This is a genomic window from Rhizobium sp. WSM4643 (genome assembly GCF_025152745.1).
Classification (GTDB): Bacteria; Pseudomonadota; Alphaproteobacteria; order Rhizobiales; family Rhizobiaceae; genus Rhizobium; species Rhizobium leguminosarum_I.
The window spans coordinates 1,100,761-1,115,181 of sequence record NZ_CP104040.1; the positions used below are offsets into that span (position 1 = coordinate 1,100,761).

Below are 14,421 nucleotides of genomic sequence, written 5' to 3' on the forward strand. Positions count from 1 at the left end.
GCGCTAAGAGGATTCCTCACCGCCGAAGTGATGGTTGAAAAGTTCAGGCGATCCTGTGATCGCGCAGCGCGTGCAGCAGCTTTTCGCGGCTGTCATAGCCGGCCTGATAAAGGTCGAGGGCCGCGGATGCCGCGAACTGCGCCTCGACGCTTTTGATGTCGATGCGCCGTTCCGAGCACCAGGCATCAAGTGCACTGCGCAGCACGTCGAGATCGTCAGGCGAGAAGGATGAATTGACCAGCAAAGACACCGCTTACCCTCCGCATTCCGGCAAGAGCGTAGAAAATCCCCGATCGATCGATGCCCGGAAACTGTGATCGACCGAGCGAAACATACGCGCATCTGAGCGCCTCGCAATTAAATATTTTCATGACGCATTTTTGCAACACTGCCTTTTTCGAGGTAGAGAGATTGCCACGCCAATGCCAACTATATGAATTATTTCTAATTTTAGCGCCGATGCCAAGCCAGGCCCTTGCGTAGGCGGCGTGAAACCAAATCAACTCTTCGAGCGTTAAAGGGAAGGCGAGTCGAACGGTGTTTGGCATCGCCGAACATTAGTAAACTGTTAACTGTCATGTGTCTCAATTCGGATAGGAACGACGCGATTTGAGTAGTTGGATCGTCGAAACTCCGCATCACGGTATTTTAAATCAGGTGCCGTGGGAAAGGCGCGAATGCCCTCGGTCCGGTCATTCCGGCACTGCAGGACGCGCCGGCCCGCACATTGGCGGGCAGGGTGAAATCCATCGCAAGTTCATCCGTCTCGGGCAGTGCATGGAGACGAGAATGGCAATAGTAGTCGCATTGGCGGATCGGCAGCCGCGGGCGCCGCGTCGCCCGGACAAAGAGCCCCGCGAAGCCAAGATCCTCTGGTTCACCGGCGTCCGCTACGAGCGGTTGGCCGAGAGCCCTAGACATAGTCCGGCGCCCGCGCCGCGCGTCAACAAGAAGTAACCGCTCTTCAACCTTAGCGAGCGGCGAATTGCTCGCAGCCGGCTTCCGTCAGGAAGTTGCGCGCAGCCTCATCGAAGCTCGCCTGCGGCGCCAGCGTCCGCAGCACGGCATAACCGTCCGGCCGTGCCATTTCCACCAGGATCGCCTGCTGCAGCTCCTGCGGCAGATTTTTGCGCAGGTCGGTCAGCTGGATCGGACTGCCGGCCAGCACATCGAGCGCACCGCCGACCGATGTCCTGTCGTTCATGCTGAAGACCTCGTTGGAGGCGCTGTCGTAGATCGCGATCGACCAAAAGGGCACATTGCCCTTGGCGGTGAAATGCACCGGCGCATCCTCGACATCGAAGGAGCAGACGGCGGTGCGCAGGAACGGGTCGCCATTGGCAAGGCCGGCCTCGTCATACTGGTCGCCGAGCAGGTAGAAATTGTTGAGATCGCCCTCCGCCTCCACGCGGGTTGCCGCATCCCTGCCGGTAAAATGCGGCAGCGACAGGATGATGACGAGATGCAGCAGGGCTGCGCCGAAAAGGCCGGTCAGGACGGCGAAGAATATCCTAAGCATTGCCGCATCCGGTCTTGGTGAGTTTCGGCATGGCGAGGTCGATCACGCCGGAACTGCCGGCGGTCGGGGTGTCGAACAGCGTCAGTACCAGCCGGAAGGAGCCGGCCTGTGGTAAGGCCAACCAATTGCCCGGCTGGGCGACGGCGGAGATCTCGATCGAGAAGCTGCTGTCTTGCTGGCGCAACACCGTCCAGGAATTGAGCGCAGAGGGATGCCCGGCCGTCACCGCCGCTGGATTGCCGCCATTGTCGGCAGTAAAGAGGGTCCAGAGCCGGGCAGGCGGCGTCTGCCCGCTGATGCGGTAGCGGCAGCCGGCATTCAGCCGCGCGCCCTCGTCGTCGACGCTCGCCGTGAAGGTCAGGCCCTCGGCGCTGCCGTAGAGCAGCTTGCCGGCGCGGGCCCGGTGCGACTTGGCATAGGGATCGGCCTCGACCGTCTGCAACGCCGGAAAGGCCTCCCAGGCGCCGAGCTTGATCGCCCCAAACCCCTGTGTCGCATCCAGCGCGTAAAGCGAAATCATGATTCCGCCGCCAAAGGCGACGATCAGCGTGATCGCGATAAAAAGGGGAAATCGAAACACGTCATGACCTTGGAAACCATATCGGATGAAAGGGTTACCACTGATTCTGGCGGGGTGGAATGCCAAGCCGTGCCATAGAGGCCGATTGATCCACGTTATGCAAAGTGCGGCAACAGGGCTGTCCGGTTTGCGCGAATGGCTGCCCCTCACCCTAACCCTCATATGCGCTAGGTTAGGCGGGCGCGGAGATAATCGCATTGTTTTCGGCGTCGTCGCGGCGGCTCGCAGAGGTGGCGACGACTTCGCGTGAGGAGATTACGGACGGCCTGCCACAGAAGTGGTCCGCGGATGGCGGCGCAAATGGTGGCCAAGGCTAACTTCATGAGACGCCAGCGCGAAGGACTTGCCAATGGGGGGCTAGCCGGTGGGGTTGCCGCATCCAGAGGGGGGAGAGTCCGGGACTTGCCCGGCAATCTGTTCGGCGATGATGGCAACGATCAGCCTGGCGTAGAGCCATGCCTGGGCCAGTTCCGGCTTCTTGGCCGGCAAGCTGTCGAGGCCGGCCAGGCTCTTGAACCGTTTGAACGCCAGCTCGATTTGCCAGCGGAAGCGATAGAGGGTGAGGATATCGGCCGGCGGGAAGGTGGTGGCCGGCAGCGAAGTCAGCAGCAGAATGTACTTCGCTGCCTCGAGACTGCGCGGATCGGGTTGTTTGCCGTGCTTGCGGGCGGCTTTGAGCAGACGCTCCTGCTCGGCTTGGGCCTGTTGCGGATCCTTGCGCCGGACAATGAGGCGCAGGACCAGCGGCGGCGTTGGCGGCGTCCCCGTTATGCCTTCGTGGACACGAACCTGCACCTCGCCTTCCTGCTCTTGCTGAGCGGCGAGCGCGGCAAACAGATCAAAGGGCTCGCCATTCGTCTGCAACAGGCGCAACGAGTTCCAGCCGGTCCGCACGATGAAGTCTGCACCGGCATCGATCACCGGCCGCAGGTCGCGCGGTCTTGCATAGTAGCGATCGGCCAGCACGATATCGCCGGCTGCATAGGTAAGGCGCTGAAGGTTCTCGGCACCATGGATGTCGGTCAATTCAAGCTGATCGACCTGAGCCGTTGCCAAGTCGTAGCCGACATGCAGCCGCCATGTCGTGCGGTCAGCACCCGGATGGCAGATCGACGTTCCATCGAGCACACGCAAGCGATAGCCCGCAAAGCGCCCCGCCGGCACTTTGGCCTGTTCGGCAATCAGCGCGGCGACGATGTCGCCAAGCCAAGGCGCCGCTTTGCACAGCCGCTCGAGCAGCGATGGGTCTGACAAGCGGGCAATCCCGCCCGCTTCGGCCCATGCACAGGTCTCGCGCAGCGACATGCCAAGGCCGCCATAGGCAAGTGCCAGCCGCAACAGCGTCTCGGCATTCTTGATTTCGCGGACCCGCGTAAAAGCACCGCGCAACCGCGCCGTTGCTTCCAGGTCAAAACCCGCCGGAAGCCGCGCGCGCACTTCCGGCCAATGATCCAAAATCTCAGGACGAATCTTCATCCAAAGCTTGAATCACAACCAGATTCCTTATGTCCAGCGCTAAACCTAGCGCATATGACCCTAACCCTCTCCCCGTAAACGGGGCGAGGGGACGTGCCCTACGAGAGGTGTGCGGGGAACGGAGAGGTGGCGACATGGTCCCTTCGCCCCGTTTACGGGGAGAAGGTGGCGGCAGCCGGATGAGGGGCAGTCCGGCAATCTCCTGGGCCAACTACTCCGCGCTCGCAACCTTCGCTGGCGCAAGCGGGGCGGCATCCTTCAGCTTTTCGCCGAGTGTCTTGAGGATGTCAGTCGATTGAACCGAGAGCATGCGCGGCCGGACAAGCTGCGGCAATCCGTCCTGCGGCTTGGCGGCAGACGTCTTGGCGAGGTCCTTTTCCGAGGGCAGGGGGTTTTCCACGCCGGGGATGGCGCGCAGCGTGACGCCCTGATGGGCGTAGTCCATGGCACGCTTGAAGGTCATCGCCGGCAGCGAGCCGCCGGTCATGTTGTTGGTCGAGGTGTAGTCGTCATTGCCGAACCAGACGGCGCAGGTGTAATTTCCGGTGAACCCGACGAACCAAGCGTCGCGATAGGCCTGGGTCGTGCCGGTCTTGCCGGCCGTCAGGATGCCGTTGTCGAGTGCGGCCTTGCGCGCCGTGCCGACATAGGGAACGCGCGACAACATCTGGTTCATATAGGCGTCGGCCTGTTCGGACAGCACGCGTTTCGGCGCCGGTTCGTCATGGTCGAAATCGTAAAGCACGTCGCCGTCGTAATCGAGGATCTGAGTGATGCCGTGGCGGCGCGACTGGTAGCCGCCGGCCGGGAAGGTGGCATAGGCCGTTGCCTGGTCGAGCACCGTTACCTCGGACGTGCCGATCGGGATGGTGACGTCGTCGCGGATCGGCGTTTCGACGCCGAGGTTCTTCGCCATCGCTCGGATCGGCTGAATTCCGAGTTTTTCCTTGGCAAGCCGCACCGGCACGGTGTTGATCGACTGGGCGATCGCGGTCTCAAGCGTGATGCGGCCGGCATAGTGATTGGCATAATTATGCGGGCTCCAATTGCCCCAGGAGATCGGGGCGTCGACGATAGTCGTCTTCGGTGTCATCCCGCTCTCCATCGCCACCGAATAGGTGTACACCTTGAAGGAGGACCCCGGCTGGCGCAGCGCTCTGGTGGCGCGGTTGAACTGGCTTTCGCCGTAGTCCCGGCCGCCGACCATGGCGCGCACGGCGCCGCCATTTTCGATCATCACCATCGCGCCCTGCTTGGCGTGATAGGCTTCGCCATATTCGCGCAGCGACGTCTCGACCGAATCCTCGGCCGCCTGCTGGATGCCCATGTCGATCGTCGTGCGCACGATCAGCGAATGCTGGTGGAAACGCGGTGAAAGCCGCTGCACCTCGTCGAAGGCCCAGTCGAGGAAGAAATCGGGCGATTCCACCTCGTTGCGATCGACGACGGTGGCGGGGTTGCGCCTGGCGGCGATCACCTGACCCTCGGTCATCAGCCCGCTTTGGACGAGATTGGTCAGCACCTCGTTGGCGCGCGCACGCGCCGCCGGCAAGTTGACATGCGGCGCATATTTCGCCGGCGCCTTGAACAGGCCGGCGAGCATGGCGGATTCGGCAAGGTTCACATCGGTGATATTCTTGCCGAAATAGAACTGCGCCGCTGCGGCTGCGCCAAAAGTACCGCCGCCCATATAGGCGCGGTCGAGATAGGTGGAGAGGATTTCCTTCTTGGAAAGGTTCGCCTCGAGCCACAATGCCAGGAACGCCTCGGTGACCTTGCGGTCGATCGAGCGTTCATTGGACAGGAACAGGTTCTTGGCGAGCTGCTGCGTCAGCGTCGAGCCGCCCTGCACGACTTCGCCGGCGCGCGCATTCTCGCTCATGGCGCGGAAGAGGCCGATGAAATCGATCCCGAAATGGTCGAAGAAGCGCCGGTCCTCGGTGGCGATCACCGATTTGATCAGCGAATCCGGCAGCTCGTCGATCGGCACGGAATTCTGGTGGATCACGCCGCGATGGCCGATAACGTTGCCGTAGCGGTCGGTGAAGGTGACGGCGAAATCGCCGCGATTGCGCCAGTCCTCCTTGGTCGCCTCGAAGGCGGGCTGGGCAAGCAGCAAAATCAGCACGGAGCCGGCCGCCCCGAGCGTCAGCCCTTCGCCGGCAAGTTCGAAGACCATGCGCTTCCAGCCGCGCACGCGAAAGCGGCGGAAGAAGATGGTGATGTCTTCCCAGATCTCGGCGGTGCGGAAGCCGGCGTTCCAGACGGTCGAATCGATCCAGGAATCGATGCGCAGCAGAATGTGACGGCTCTTCGCCGGCCGCTTTTCCGCCGCCTCGTTCGCCGCTTTTCCGGGCCTGTTTTCTGGCCCGTTTTCTGGCCCATTTCCTGGCCCATTTCCTGGGTTGTCCGGATCCTGCACGTCCTGTATTCCCGCCTGATCGCGCTTCGGTCATATCCGACGAAAGCGCGAGGCCCGCATATGGCCGCAAATCTCTCCGATATCAGGAGAGAATTCTCCGAGTACCAGGAGTATACTGAAGGATTGATTGATTTTGCGGCCGATAACAAGAGAGATGCATGAGGGTCACGCGAATTTGCGGGCCGCTGTTGCAAGAAACGAACGATGAACGATCTGCCCTTCTGGAAGAGCAAGACGCTTGCCGAAATGACCGTCGCCGAGTGGGAAAGCCTCTGCGACGGCTGCGGCCTCTGTTGTCTCAACAAGATCGAGGAATGGGATAGCGGCGATATCTATTTCACCTCGGTCAGCTGCAAGCTGCTCGACGGCGAAAGCTGTCGCTGCTCAAGCTATGAGAACCGCTGGGATTTCGTGCCGGACTGTGTTCAGTTGACGAAGGAGAACGTGCCCGATATCGCCTGGCTGCCGCCGACCTGCGGCTATCGGCTGGTCAATGAAGGCCACGACCTCTACTGGTGGCACCCGCTCGTCTCCGGCGACCCGGCGACCGTCCATGCCGCCGGCATTTCTGCGCGAGGCCGCACGATCAACGAAAATGAAATCGATATCGACGATCTCGAGGACTATGTGGTCGACTGGCCGTTGACCGTGGGCGAGAAGGACGATGAGGAAGCATAGGCGGGCTCAGGGCTTTATTGCCGCAAGGAAGCACCGCAGCTCCGTCTCCACATAGGCGGCCACCGGCCCCTCTGCGCCAAAACCCCACCAGATGAGCGAGCCCTGCCATTGCGACAGCATCAGCCGGGCGATCGTCTCCGGTGCCTTCGCCGATCCGAAACATCGAGCGATTGCCGCCGTCAGGGCCGTTCCCCACGCGGCTCCTCGGGCGCGCAGCACCGGATCGCGGAAATCCTCGCGAAGCACCAGCAGTCCCTCGCCACAGGCGGCGGCATTGTCGCCGTAGTCCTTCGACAGGCCGACGAGCAGCGTGATGGCGCCTTCCGGCGTTTTCGGGACGGTCTCGGCAAGCCGCGCCGTTTCCGCATCCAGCCTGTCCCAGGCATAAAGCAATGCGGCGCGCAGCATCGCCGCTTTCGTGGCGAAACGCTGCACCAGCGTCGAACCGGAAAGTCCGCTGGCTTTCGCCACCGCCGCAAAGGTCGCCGCGTCCGGGCCCTCGGCCTGGATCAGCGCCAGCACCATGGCGAGAAGCTGTTCGTCGGACAGTGTGCGGCGTCGCGCCATGAAATTCCTCTTGCATTCACGTCATATGTAAACGATCATTCGTTTATAAACAAGGAGCGCCGGGTAATTCCTGGTGCAGCCATTGCGGCATGAGGCGCTTTAGCGTGGAGGATGGAGAAGTGACAGCGAACTTGCGGGAGAAAGTGGCATTGGTGGCGGGTGCTACGCGCGGCGCCGGCCGAGGCATCGCGGTGGAACTCGGTGCTGCCGGCGCCACCGTCTATGTAACGGGGCGCACGACGCGCGCTCAGCAATCTGAATATTCCAGGCCGGAGACGATCGAAGAGACGGCTGAACTGGTAACCGCCGCAGGCGGTAAGGGTATCGCCGTGCAGGTGGATCATCTCGTCAAGCAACAGGTCGACGCGCTGGTCGCCCGCATCCGCGGCGAGGCCGGCCGGCTCGATATTCTCGTCAACGACATCTGGGGCTGCGAGAAACTGTTCGAATGGGACAAGGCCGTCTGGGAGCATTCGCTGGACAAGGGCCTGCGCATGCTGCAGCTCGGCATCGAGACACATCTGATCACCGCCCATTACGCCCTGCCGCTGATGATCGAGCGGCCCGGCGGGCTGCTGGTGGAGATGACGGACGGCACGGCTGATTACAATGCCACGCATTACCGGCTTTCGCCCTTTTACGACCTCGTCAAAACGGGTGTCACCCGCATGGCCTGGGCGCATGCGCAAGATTTGGAAAAACACGGCGCCACCGCTGTTTCGATCACGCCTGGCTGGCTGCGCTCCGAAATGATGCTGGATGCTTACGGTGTCCGTGAGGAGAACTGGCGCGAGGCGACCAAGGTGCAGCCGCATTTCGCCATTTCCGAAACCCCCCGCTTTGTCGGCCGCGCCGTCGCCGCCATCGCCGCCGATCCCGACCGCGCCCGCTGGAACGGCCAGTCGCTGTCGAGCGGCGGAGTGGCCAAGACCTACGGCTTCGACGATATCGACGGTTCGCGGCCGGACTGCTGGCGCTACATGGTGGAAGTGCAGGAGCCGGGCAGACCGGCTGACGTGACGGGTTATCGCTAAATAATTCCAGGAAAACAGCTTTCCCTGGAATTGGATGCAAGCAAAAGGTCAGAGCGGCTCTGCGCTTCCGTGAAAGCTAAGCCGCTCTAACGCCCGCTATCATGCTGCGGCGAGCCGCGCTGCCTCGCGAAACGAGACCAGCCGCTTCGTCTGTTCGTCCCATAGCACCAGCTTGACGCAACGCAGGCTTTCCATGAGCGTGATGCGGCCGATATCGGCAAGCTCAGGATGGTCCCGCAGCACCTCCGGCAGCCGATAGTAGGGCACCCGGCTCGACAGGTGATGCACATGGTGGATGCCGATATTGCCGGTGATCCAGCGCAGCACCGGCGGCAGGTCGTAATGCGAGGCACCATGGAGGGCTGCATGCTGGAACTGCCAGTCCGGCTTCTTCGACCAGTGCGTTTCCTCGAACTGATGCTGGACGTAGAACAACCAGACGCCGGCAGCACCTGCCAGAAGCACGATCGGCAAATGCACCAAAAGAAAGGGAATGATCCCGATCGCCCAGATCAACAGCGCGGCGGCCACTGCGACGGCAAGGTTGGTCGCCATGGTCGAAACCCAGGGCAGAGCGCCGGAGCGCATCATGCCGAAAGGCAGGCGTTGCTTGAAGAGGAACAGCCATGCCGGTCCGATCCCGAACATCACGATCGGGTTCCGGTAGAGCCGATAGCCGAGCCGGCCCCAGCGTGACAGCGCGTTATATTCGGCGATCGTCAGCGTTTCGATATCGCCAACACCGCGCTCGTCCAGGTTCCCGGCCGAAGCATGGTGTTCCGCATGCGCCCGGCGCCAATAGTCGTAAGGCGTCAGCGTCAGGATGCCGATCGTGCGTCCAACCCAGTCGTCGACGCGGCGACGGGCGAAAAACGAGCCGTGGCCGCAATCATGCTGGATCATGAACAGTCGGAGCAGGAAAGCGGCGGCGGGAAAGACGAGGATCAGGCCGGGCCAGAAGCTGTAATGAACCGCTGCCCATGCGGCAGCCCAGAACAGCGCGAAGGGGACGACGGTAACGGCAAGCTCGAAGGCGCTGCGTCCGGCCCGCGGCTGGCGATATCCGGCAAGGATCTTCAGCCAGCGCTTTTCAGCGAAAAGCGCGGCTTGCTCGGCGGATCGATCCGGGTTTTCGGATCGCTCCGAGTTGTCGTCGGGCTCGCCCAAAGGGGCCACTTGGATTTCCTCGCACTCGCTGCGGCGCGCAGATTCGATCACAGAGTGACGCCGTGAAAGGCGGCGATCGCCGAAAAGCCGAGTGCAATCACCACGGCCGAGCGAATGAGGAAGAGCGGATAGTCGAAGTGGTACATGGTATGAAGAGTGGTCATAGTTGCAGCAATTCCTGTTTTTCTGAGAACATGTCAATGGGCGATGGTGTCGCGCCGGAGCTCAGCGCGTTCGACAAGGACGCGCTAACACTTGCGCTGTTATGCGCATGGGGGCGGAGCGGGGGCTCGATAAGAAGTTCTATTTCTTTGGAGCACTGCCCTGCGGGGCGGTCTTGGTCGCCGTCTTCATCTGATTGGCGAATGTGCTTTCCACCTTCGCTGCCTGCTTGTCCTTCTTCGGCTTCCGGACCTCGCGATTACTTCTTACTTGTCCTTTTGCCATCGATAAAATCTCCCTTAGATCGAAATTGAAAGCCGCAGCCTGCGTGGTATTCGCCCCGCTGTCGGTCGCGATCAGAGATCGCGGGATCGTCATGAGGGGCAACCCGACAACACCGGGCCGCAGGGATGGAATGAAAATGATGCCTGCTGAAACCGCATCGCAGTCTGGAGGCGGATGACCGGAGAGGTCACCGAAAGCCAAACCCGACGTTGAGACGGGACGTCACCATGCTTTCGCGATCGGGAAAATGGCGGGGCCGGAAACCCGGTCACCGCAAATGCCGCATCGGCCAAATCAGCGAGCCCCCCTTGTAGAATAAAATTGAGGTGCCATTAAGGCCGTTGCCGCAGGAAAGCCATATTTCCACAGGGATTAAACGTGCCGCGCAGAATTATGAAGCGGCCTTGCGATAACGACATGCGTAAAAACAGGACCCGAAGCGCGAGGGTGAATCTTGCGACGCGCTCAGTCATTTACGGGAAACAGGCGGATCAGCTTCGTTCTTTCCATCTCCGCTCGGCCCGACGCCGACATGATGCCGCGGGCCAAACAGAGTTCTATGTCCCGTCCGATATCGAGCGGTACCAGCATCGACAAAAGCATATCCACTTGCGCCTGGCAGCCATCGATTTCCAGGAGCGCCACCCGGCGCTCCCTGTCGATGTCTGCAAAATCCCTGGCCTGCTGCCGCTGTTGATAAGCCCCGGACTGCACCCATCCGAAATAACCGGTCGCTGCAACGCAGATACAAAGCAAGAGGGTTTTCGCACAATAATTCTTCGGGCCGAGCGGCTCGCTTGCCGCTAGCGCATAACCCCGAAATCGGAATCGATTTTCCGAAAGGATTACGCGCAAACTCAAAGTGTTAGAGCGTCCTTAGTGCGTCTGAAAAGACGCGCGGCGCCCTTGCCGGCGCGTCTTCGCGGGGCAATCCCTGTATCGCATATCGGTTAAAGATGGGGGTTACCGGTTTCGGCGGCGTCTTCAGCTTGCCGAAATGATGTTCGAGCGCCAGCGAGAGCATGGCCGGCGAGGTGACGCCCTCCTCGAACAGCCTGATCAGCAGCACGGCCGCAACGTTGAAGACCCTTTCGTCGTCGATCAGGATTCTGGCGTCGTAACCGGCGTCGTCGAGCACGCCCTGAAGCATGTCGAGATCGGATGAGGTCAGATGCGATTTTTCGGAAGTGGAAGACATCGGTCCTCCTTTCATCGGGGCGAGGATACGAAGATCCTCAGTCGGCAGCGCCCGTTCAATGGCTGCCGAAGTTGCGACCATGCGCCTTTCGCCCAGGCAACGCAACGGGATTCTTGCCGCCGATCTAGCTCCGGTTCATGAGCAGCCCGCACCGTTCAGAGTGCGGGCCGTGAGGATCATTCCGCCGCTTGATAGGCAGGCCTCCGGGCGGCCGATGTCCGCGGACCAGCGGCGGCAAGCAGGGTGATCGCCACCGCAAGCGATGCCACGAAGGCGATGCCGGCGACATAGGGGTTCCAGCCGAAATGCGGTGCGGCGCCGAAGACCGCCGAGGCGGCCGCAAGCACGATGCCGCCGCCGATCTGGAAGGAGGCGAAGAGCAGCCCGGAGGCGAGCCCCGCCTTGTCATCCTCCACATCGGAAAGAGCCGCAACCTGCACCGAGGGGTAGGTCAGGGCGTAACCGAGGCCGAGCGGGATCTGCGAGAACACGACCAGCAGGATCGGATCGACATGTCCGAGTGCGGTCACCCAGAAGACGTAGCTGAAGGCCTGCAGGCCGACACCCACTGCCATCAGCCGGGTAGCGCCGCGATTTTGGGCGACCGTCGCAAAACGTGGCGCCAGGAACATCACGAAGACACCGCCAAGCGCGAAGCAGAAGCCCGTCGTGAAGGCCGACCAGCCGATGACGTTCTGATAGTAGAGCGTCGCCAGAAACTGGAAGCCGACATAGGCACCCTGGAAGAGGGCGGCGATCGCATTGGCATGCCGGAGCTTGGCGCGGCGGAACATGCCGAGCGGCACCATCGGATCGGCATGGCGCGCTTCGACCAGGAGGAAGAGCAGGATCAGCACCAGCGACGCGGCGAGCGAACCCCAGGTCGGGAACGCCTGCCAGCCGGCGGCCGCGGCGTTGGTGATGCCGAAAACGAAGAGCAGCAGCCCGGGCGTGATCGTCAGCGCGCCGGCCCAGTCGAAGGCAGGTCTCGGTCCCGCCCTTTTCGGGTCGGCGGGCAGCACCAGCGGCGCCAGAACGAGCGTCAGGATGGCGACGGGCGCGCCCATGACGAGCGTCGCCCGCCAACTGAAGATCGTCGCGGCACCGCCGAGCACCATGCCGAGCACGAAGCCGGCGGCGCCGGTGGAGGAGAAGACACCGAGCGCCTTTGCCCGTGCGGTTCCCTCGCCGAAGACGGAGAGCAGCAGCGCTAGGGCTGCAGGCGCCGTGAAGGCGGCGGCAATGCCTTTGATCAATCGGGCGGCGATCAGCGTCGACCCGCTATCGACGAAGCCGCCGGCGATGCTGGCGGCGGCAAAGATCGCCAGCGACCAGAGGAAGACGCGGCGATGGCCAAAGACGTCGGCGACCCGGCCGCCGAGCAGCAGGAAGCCGCCATAGCCGAGCACATAGGCGCTGACGGCCCATTGCAGTGATGTCGCCTCCATGCCGAGTTCGGCCTGGATGGCGGGAAGCGCAACGCCGATGGTGGAGACGTCCATGGCGTCGAGAAAATTGGCGGCGCAGAGCAGCAGCAATGCCAGCCCCGCCCCGCTTGGCGATTTGGAAAGAGTCATTGAAATCGTTCCTTCTTCGCTGCCGCCTCATCGGGGGAGGTTGCCGGGCGGCAGGGAACGAGAAAATGTACAGCTTCTTTTCCTATTGCAAATTGATAGTAGCCATGCCAGGTATTACTGACGATGATGAATGACGCCACTCTTCGCAAGATCGACCTCAATCTCCTGCTGGCCTTTTCAGTGCTGATGCAGGAGCGCAACGTCAGTCGTGCCGCCGAACGGCTGCTGCTTGGCCAACCCGGCCTGTCGGCCGCTTTGCGGCGCCTGCGCGAGGCCCTGGACGACGAATTGTTCGTACGTGTCGGCCGCGGCCTGCAGCCGACACCGCGCGCCCTTTCCATCGCCCCGGCGATCGAGGATGCACTGTCGGGCATCGAGCGCGCCATCCGCCCGCAGGCCGAATTCGATCCGGCAGGCTGGCAGGGCGAGTTCCGCATCGGCATGTGCGACAATCTCGAATCGGCCTTCTTCGGCCCGCTTGCCGCCCGTCTTCTCCAGCTTTCACCCGGCGCCCGGCTGATCGGCGTCGCCTCCGAGAAACGCGATGCCGCGCGCCGGTTGGACGAGGGCGTCTTCGACTTCAGCGTCTCCGTGCACGACGAACCGGCCTCTTGGCACATTCGCGCGCCCTTGTTCGACCAGGCCTCGATCTGTATTTACGACGAAGCTCAACTCCGGCTAAAGGCGCCGCTGAGCCTCAAGGATTTTGCCAATGTGGCGCATGTCACGGTCTCGTTCGAAGGCAATGCCGCGACCAGCATCGACATCGCGCTGAGCCGCACCGGGCATGTCAGACAGGTGGTGGCGACGGTACCGCGCTTTTCCGCCTTGCCGACGGCGCTGCGGGCCATGCCCGCCATCGCCACCGTGCCGGAATCGATCGGCCGCTGCATGGCGCAATTGCATGGGTTGACGATCTGTCAGCCGCCGCTTCCTCTCCCCGCCGATCCGGTGACGATGCTCTATCGCCGTATCGACCAGGCCGACGGCCGGGCGCGCTGGTTCCGTCGCCTGTTCCTCGACGTCGCCAGCCAGGCGCTCGAAGCCTCCGGCTGCCGCGTATCGATATCGAGAGTTGCCGCCTGATCCTTAAAGTTCGCCTTTGTGAAAATACGCTTCGAGGCGGTAGCCGTCCGGGTCGATGATGAAAGCGGCGTAATAGAATTGCCCATAATCCGGCCGCACACCCGGTTCACCATTATCCGTGCCGCCGGATGCGACGGCCGCCGCGTGAAAGGCATCGACCGCGGCCTCATTAGGCGCGACGAAGCAGAAATGCAGCCCGGATCGCATGTCGGCAACCACGGGCTGTTCGACCTGCATCACCCAGAGCCCGACCCTTTCAGGGCCGTAGCCAATCATGGTGCCGGAATTGGACAGGCGCTCATATCCGAGCGGCGCCAGCGCCGCATCGTAAAAACGCCGGGCTCTTTCGAGGTCTTTTACGCCGATGGAGATATGATCGAACATCAACTGCGAACTCCCTATCTTCCGCTAATCCCCGAAGGACTGCTCACACCCAAGATGGCTCGACGCCAACAACCTTCAACCAAAGCATGTCATGCAAAAGTCTACAGCGGATTTGCGACAACGACATGCATAAAACAAAGACTTAAAGCGCGAGGAGCGAATCTGAAAGATTGCGACGCGCTTTAAGTCAACGAAGGGGCCTGTATCGTGGGTGTGGATCATTCATGGCCGGCGATCCTGTCCAGCGCCTTGGCGAAAAAGGCAGTCCTCCGACTGCAGCTGCCTG

The 14,421-nt window shown here is 62.0% G+C and carries 16 protein-coding genes; 4 read left to right on the forward strand and 12 right to left on the reverse strand.

The window, feature by feature from the left end; all coding sequences use genetic code 11:
- Positions 1-43: 43 nt before the first annotated feature.
- A complete protein-coding gene (locus tag N1937_RS05685; RefSeq protein WP_017963548.1) occupies positions 44-250 on the reverse strand; it encodes a hypothetical protein in 207 nt (68 codons plus the stop codon).
- 539 nt (positions 251-789) lie between these two features.
- Between N1937_RS05685 and N1937_RS05690 the strand changes: the two genes are divergently transcribed.
- Positions 790-957, forward strand: a complete 168-nt coding sequence (locus N1937_RS05690; RefSeq protein ID WP_017963549.1) for a hypothetical protein — start codon at positions 790-792, stop codon at positions 955-957.
- 13 nt (positions 958-970) lie between these two features.
- On the opposite strand, the gene N1937_RS05695 is transcribed toward N1937_RS05690, so the two are convergent.
- From N1937_RS05695 to N1937_RS05710, 4 genes are all read right to left on the reverse strand, one after another.
- Positions 971-1,519 (reverse strand): DUF1254 domain-containing protein, encoded by a 549-nt coding sequence (locus N1937_RS05695; protein WP_017963550.1) that lies wholly within the window; start codon positions 1,517-1,519, stop codon positions 971-973.
- Positions 1,512-2,099 (reverse strand): DUF1214 domain-containing protein, encoded by a 588-nt coding sequence (locus N1937_RS05700; protein ID WP_017963551.1) that lies wholly within the window; start codon positions 2,097-2,099, stop codon positions 1,512-1,514. The genes N1937_RS05695 and N1937_RS05700 overlap by 8 nt, the downstream gene beginning before the upstream one ends.
- 357 nt (positions 2,100-2,456) lie before the next feature.
- On the reverse strand, positions 2,457-3,575 hold the full coding sequence (locus tag N1937_RS05705) for an IS4 family transposase (RefSeq protein ID WP_260057235.1): 1,119 nt from the start codon (positions 3,573-3,575) through the stop codon (positions 2,457-2,459).
- 211 nt (positions 3,576-3,786) lie between these two features.
- Complete coding sequence (locus tag N1937_RS05710; RefSeq protein ID WP_260057839.1) at positions 3,787-5,997, reverse strand: transglycosylase domain-containing protein; 2,211 nt, start codon at positions 5,995-5,997, stop codon at positions 3,787-3,789.
- Positions 5,998-6,201: 204 nt separating this feature from the next.
- On the opposite strand from N1937_RS05710, the gene N1937_RS05715 reads away from it, so the two are divergent.
- Positions 6,202-6,675 carry a YcgN family cysteine cluster protein gene (locus N1937_RS05715; protein WP_260057841.1) on the forward strand — a complete coding sequence of 158 codons (474 nt, stop codon included), beginning with the start codon at positions 6,202-6,204 and terminating at the stop codon, positions 6,673-6,675.
- A 6-nt stretch (positions 6,676-6,681) separates the two neighbouring features.
- On the opposite strand, the gene N1937_RS05720 is transcribed toward N1937_RS05715, so the two are convergent.
- Positions 6,682-7,242: a TetR family transcriptional regulator gene (locus N1937_RS05720; protein WP_260057844.1), complete on the reverse strand. Its 561-nt coding sequence runs from the start codon at positions 7,240-7,242 to the stop codon at positions 6,682-6,684.
- A 119-nt stretch (positions 7,243-7,361) separates the two neighbouring features.
- Here N1937_RS05720 and N1937_RS05725 point away from each other — a divergent pair, with 119 nt between their 5' ends.
- A complete protein-coding gene (locus tag N1937_RS05725) occupies positions 7,362-8,276 on the forward strand; it encodes an SDR family oxidoreductase (RefSeq protein WP_017963555.1) in 915 nt (304 codons plus the stop codon).
- Positions 8,277-8,375: 99 nt separating this feature from the next.
- Here the strand turns inward: N1937_RS05725 and N1937_RS05730 are convergent, their stop codons facing one another.
- The 5 genes from N1937_RS05730 to N1937_RS05750 all read right to left on the reverse strand — a co-directional run bounded on the left by N1937_RS05730 (position 8,376) and on the right by N1937_RS05750 (position 12,665).
- Positions 8,376-9,443, reverse strand: a complete 1,068-nt coding sequence (locus N1937_RS05730) for a fatty acid desaturase (RefSeq protein ID WP_168724878.1) — start codon at positions 9,441-9,443, stop codon at positions 8,376-8,378.
- A gap of 303 nt (positions 9,444-9,746) precedes the next feature.
- On the reverse strand, positions 9,747-9,983 hold the full coding sequence (locus N1937_RS05735) for a hypothetical protein (protein WP_162118048.1): 237 nt from the start codon (positions 9,981-9,983) through the stop codon (positions 9,747-9,749).
- Positions 9,984-10,355: 372 nt separating this feature from the next.
- Positions 10,356-10,646 (reverse strand): hypothetical protein, encoded by a 291-nt coding sequence (locus N1937_RS31400; RefSeq protein WP_311202835.1) that lies wholly within the window; start codon positions 10,644-10,646, stop codon positions 10,356-10,358.
- A 109-nt stretch (positions 10,647-10,755) separates the two neighbouring features.
- Complete coding sequence (locus N1937_RS05745) at positions 10,756-11,169, reverse strand: hypothetical protein (RefSeq protein WP_017963559.1); 414 nt, start codon at positions 11,167-11,169, stop codon at positions 10,756-10,758.
- Between the two features lie 95 nt (positions 11,170-11,264).
- Entirely contained in the window at positions 11,265-12,665 is a 1,401-nt protein-coding gene (locus tag N1937_RS05750) for an MFS transporter (protein ID WP_260057848.1), read from the reverse strand.
- 123 nt (positions 12,666-12,788) lie between these two features.
- Between N1937_RS05750 and N1937_RS05755 the strand changes: the two genes are divergently transcribed.
- Positions 12,789-13,751, forward strand: coding sequence for a LysR family transcriptional regulator (locus tag N1937_RS05755; protein ID WP_162118066.1), 963 nt, complete (start codon positions 12,789-12,791; stop codon positions 13,749-13,751).
- Positions 13,752-13,754: 3 nt separating this feature from the next.
- On the opposite strand, the gene N1937_RS05760 is transcribed toward N1937_RS05755, so the two are convergent.
- Complete coding sequence (locus tag N1937_RS05760; RefSeq protein WP_260057850.1) at positions 13,755-14,135, reverse strand: VOC family protein; 381 nt, start codon at positions 14,133-14,135, stop codon at positions 13,755-13,757.
- Between the last annotated feature and the right edge of the window lie 286 nt (positions 14,136-14,421).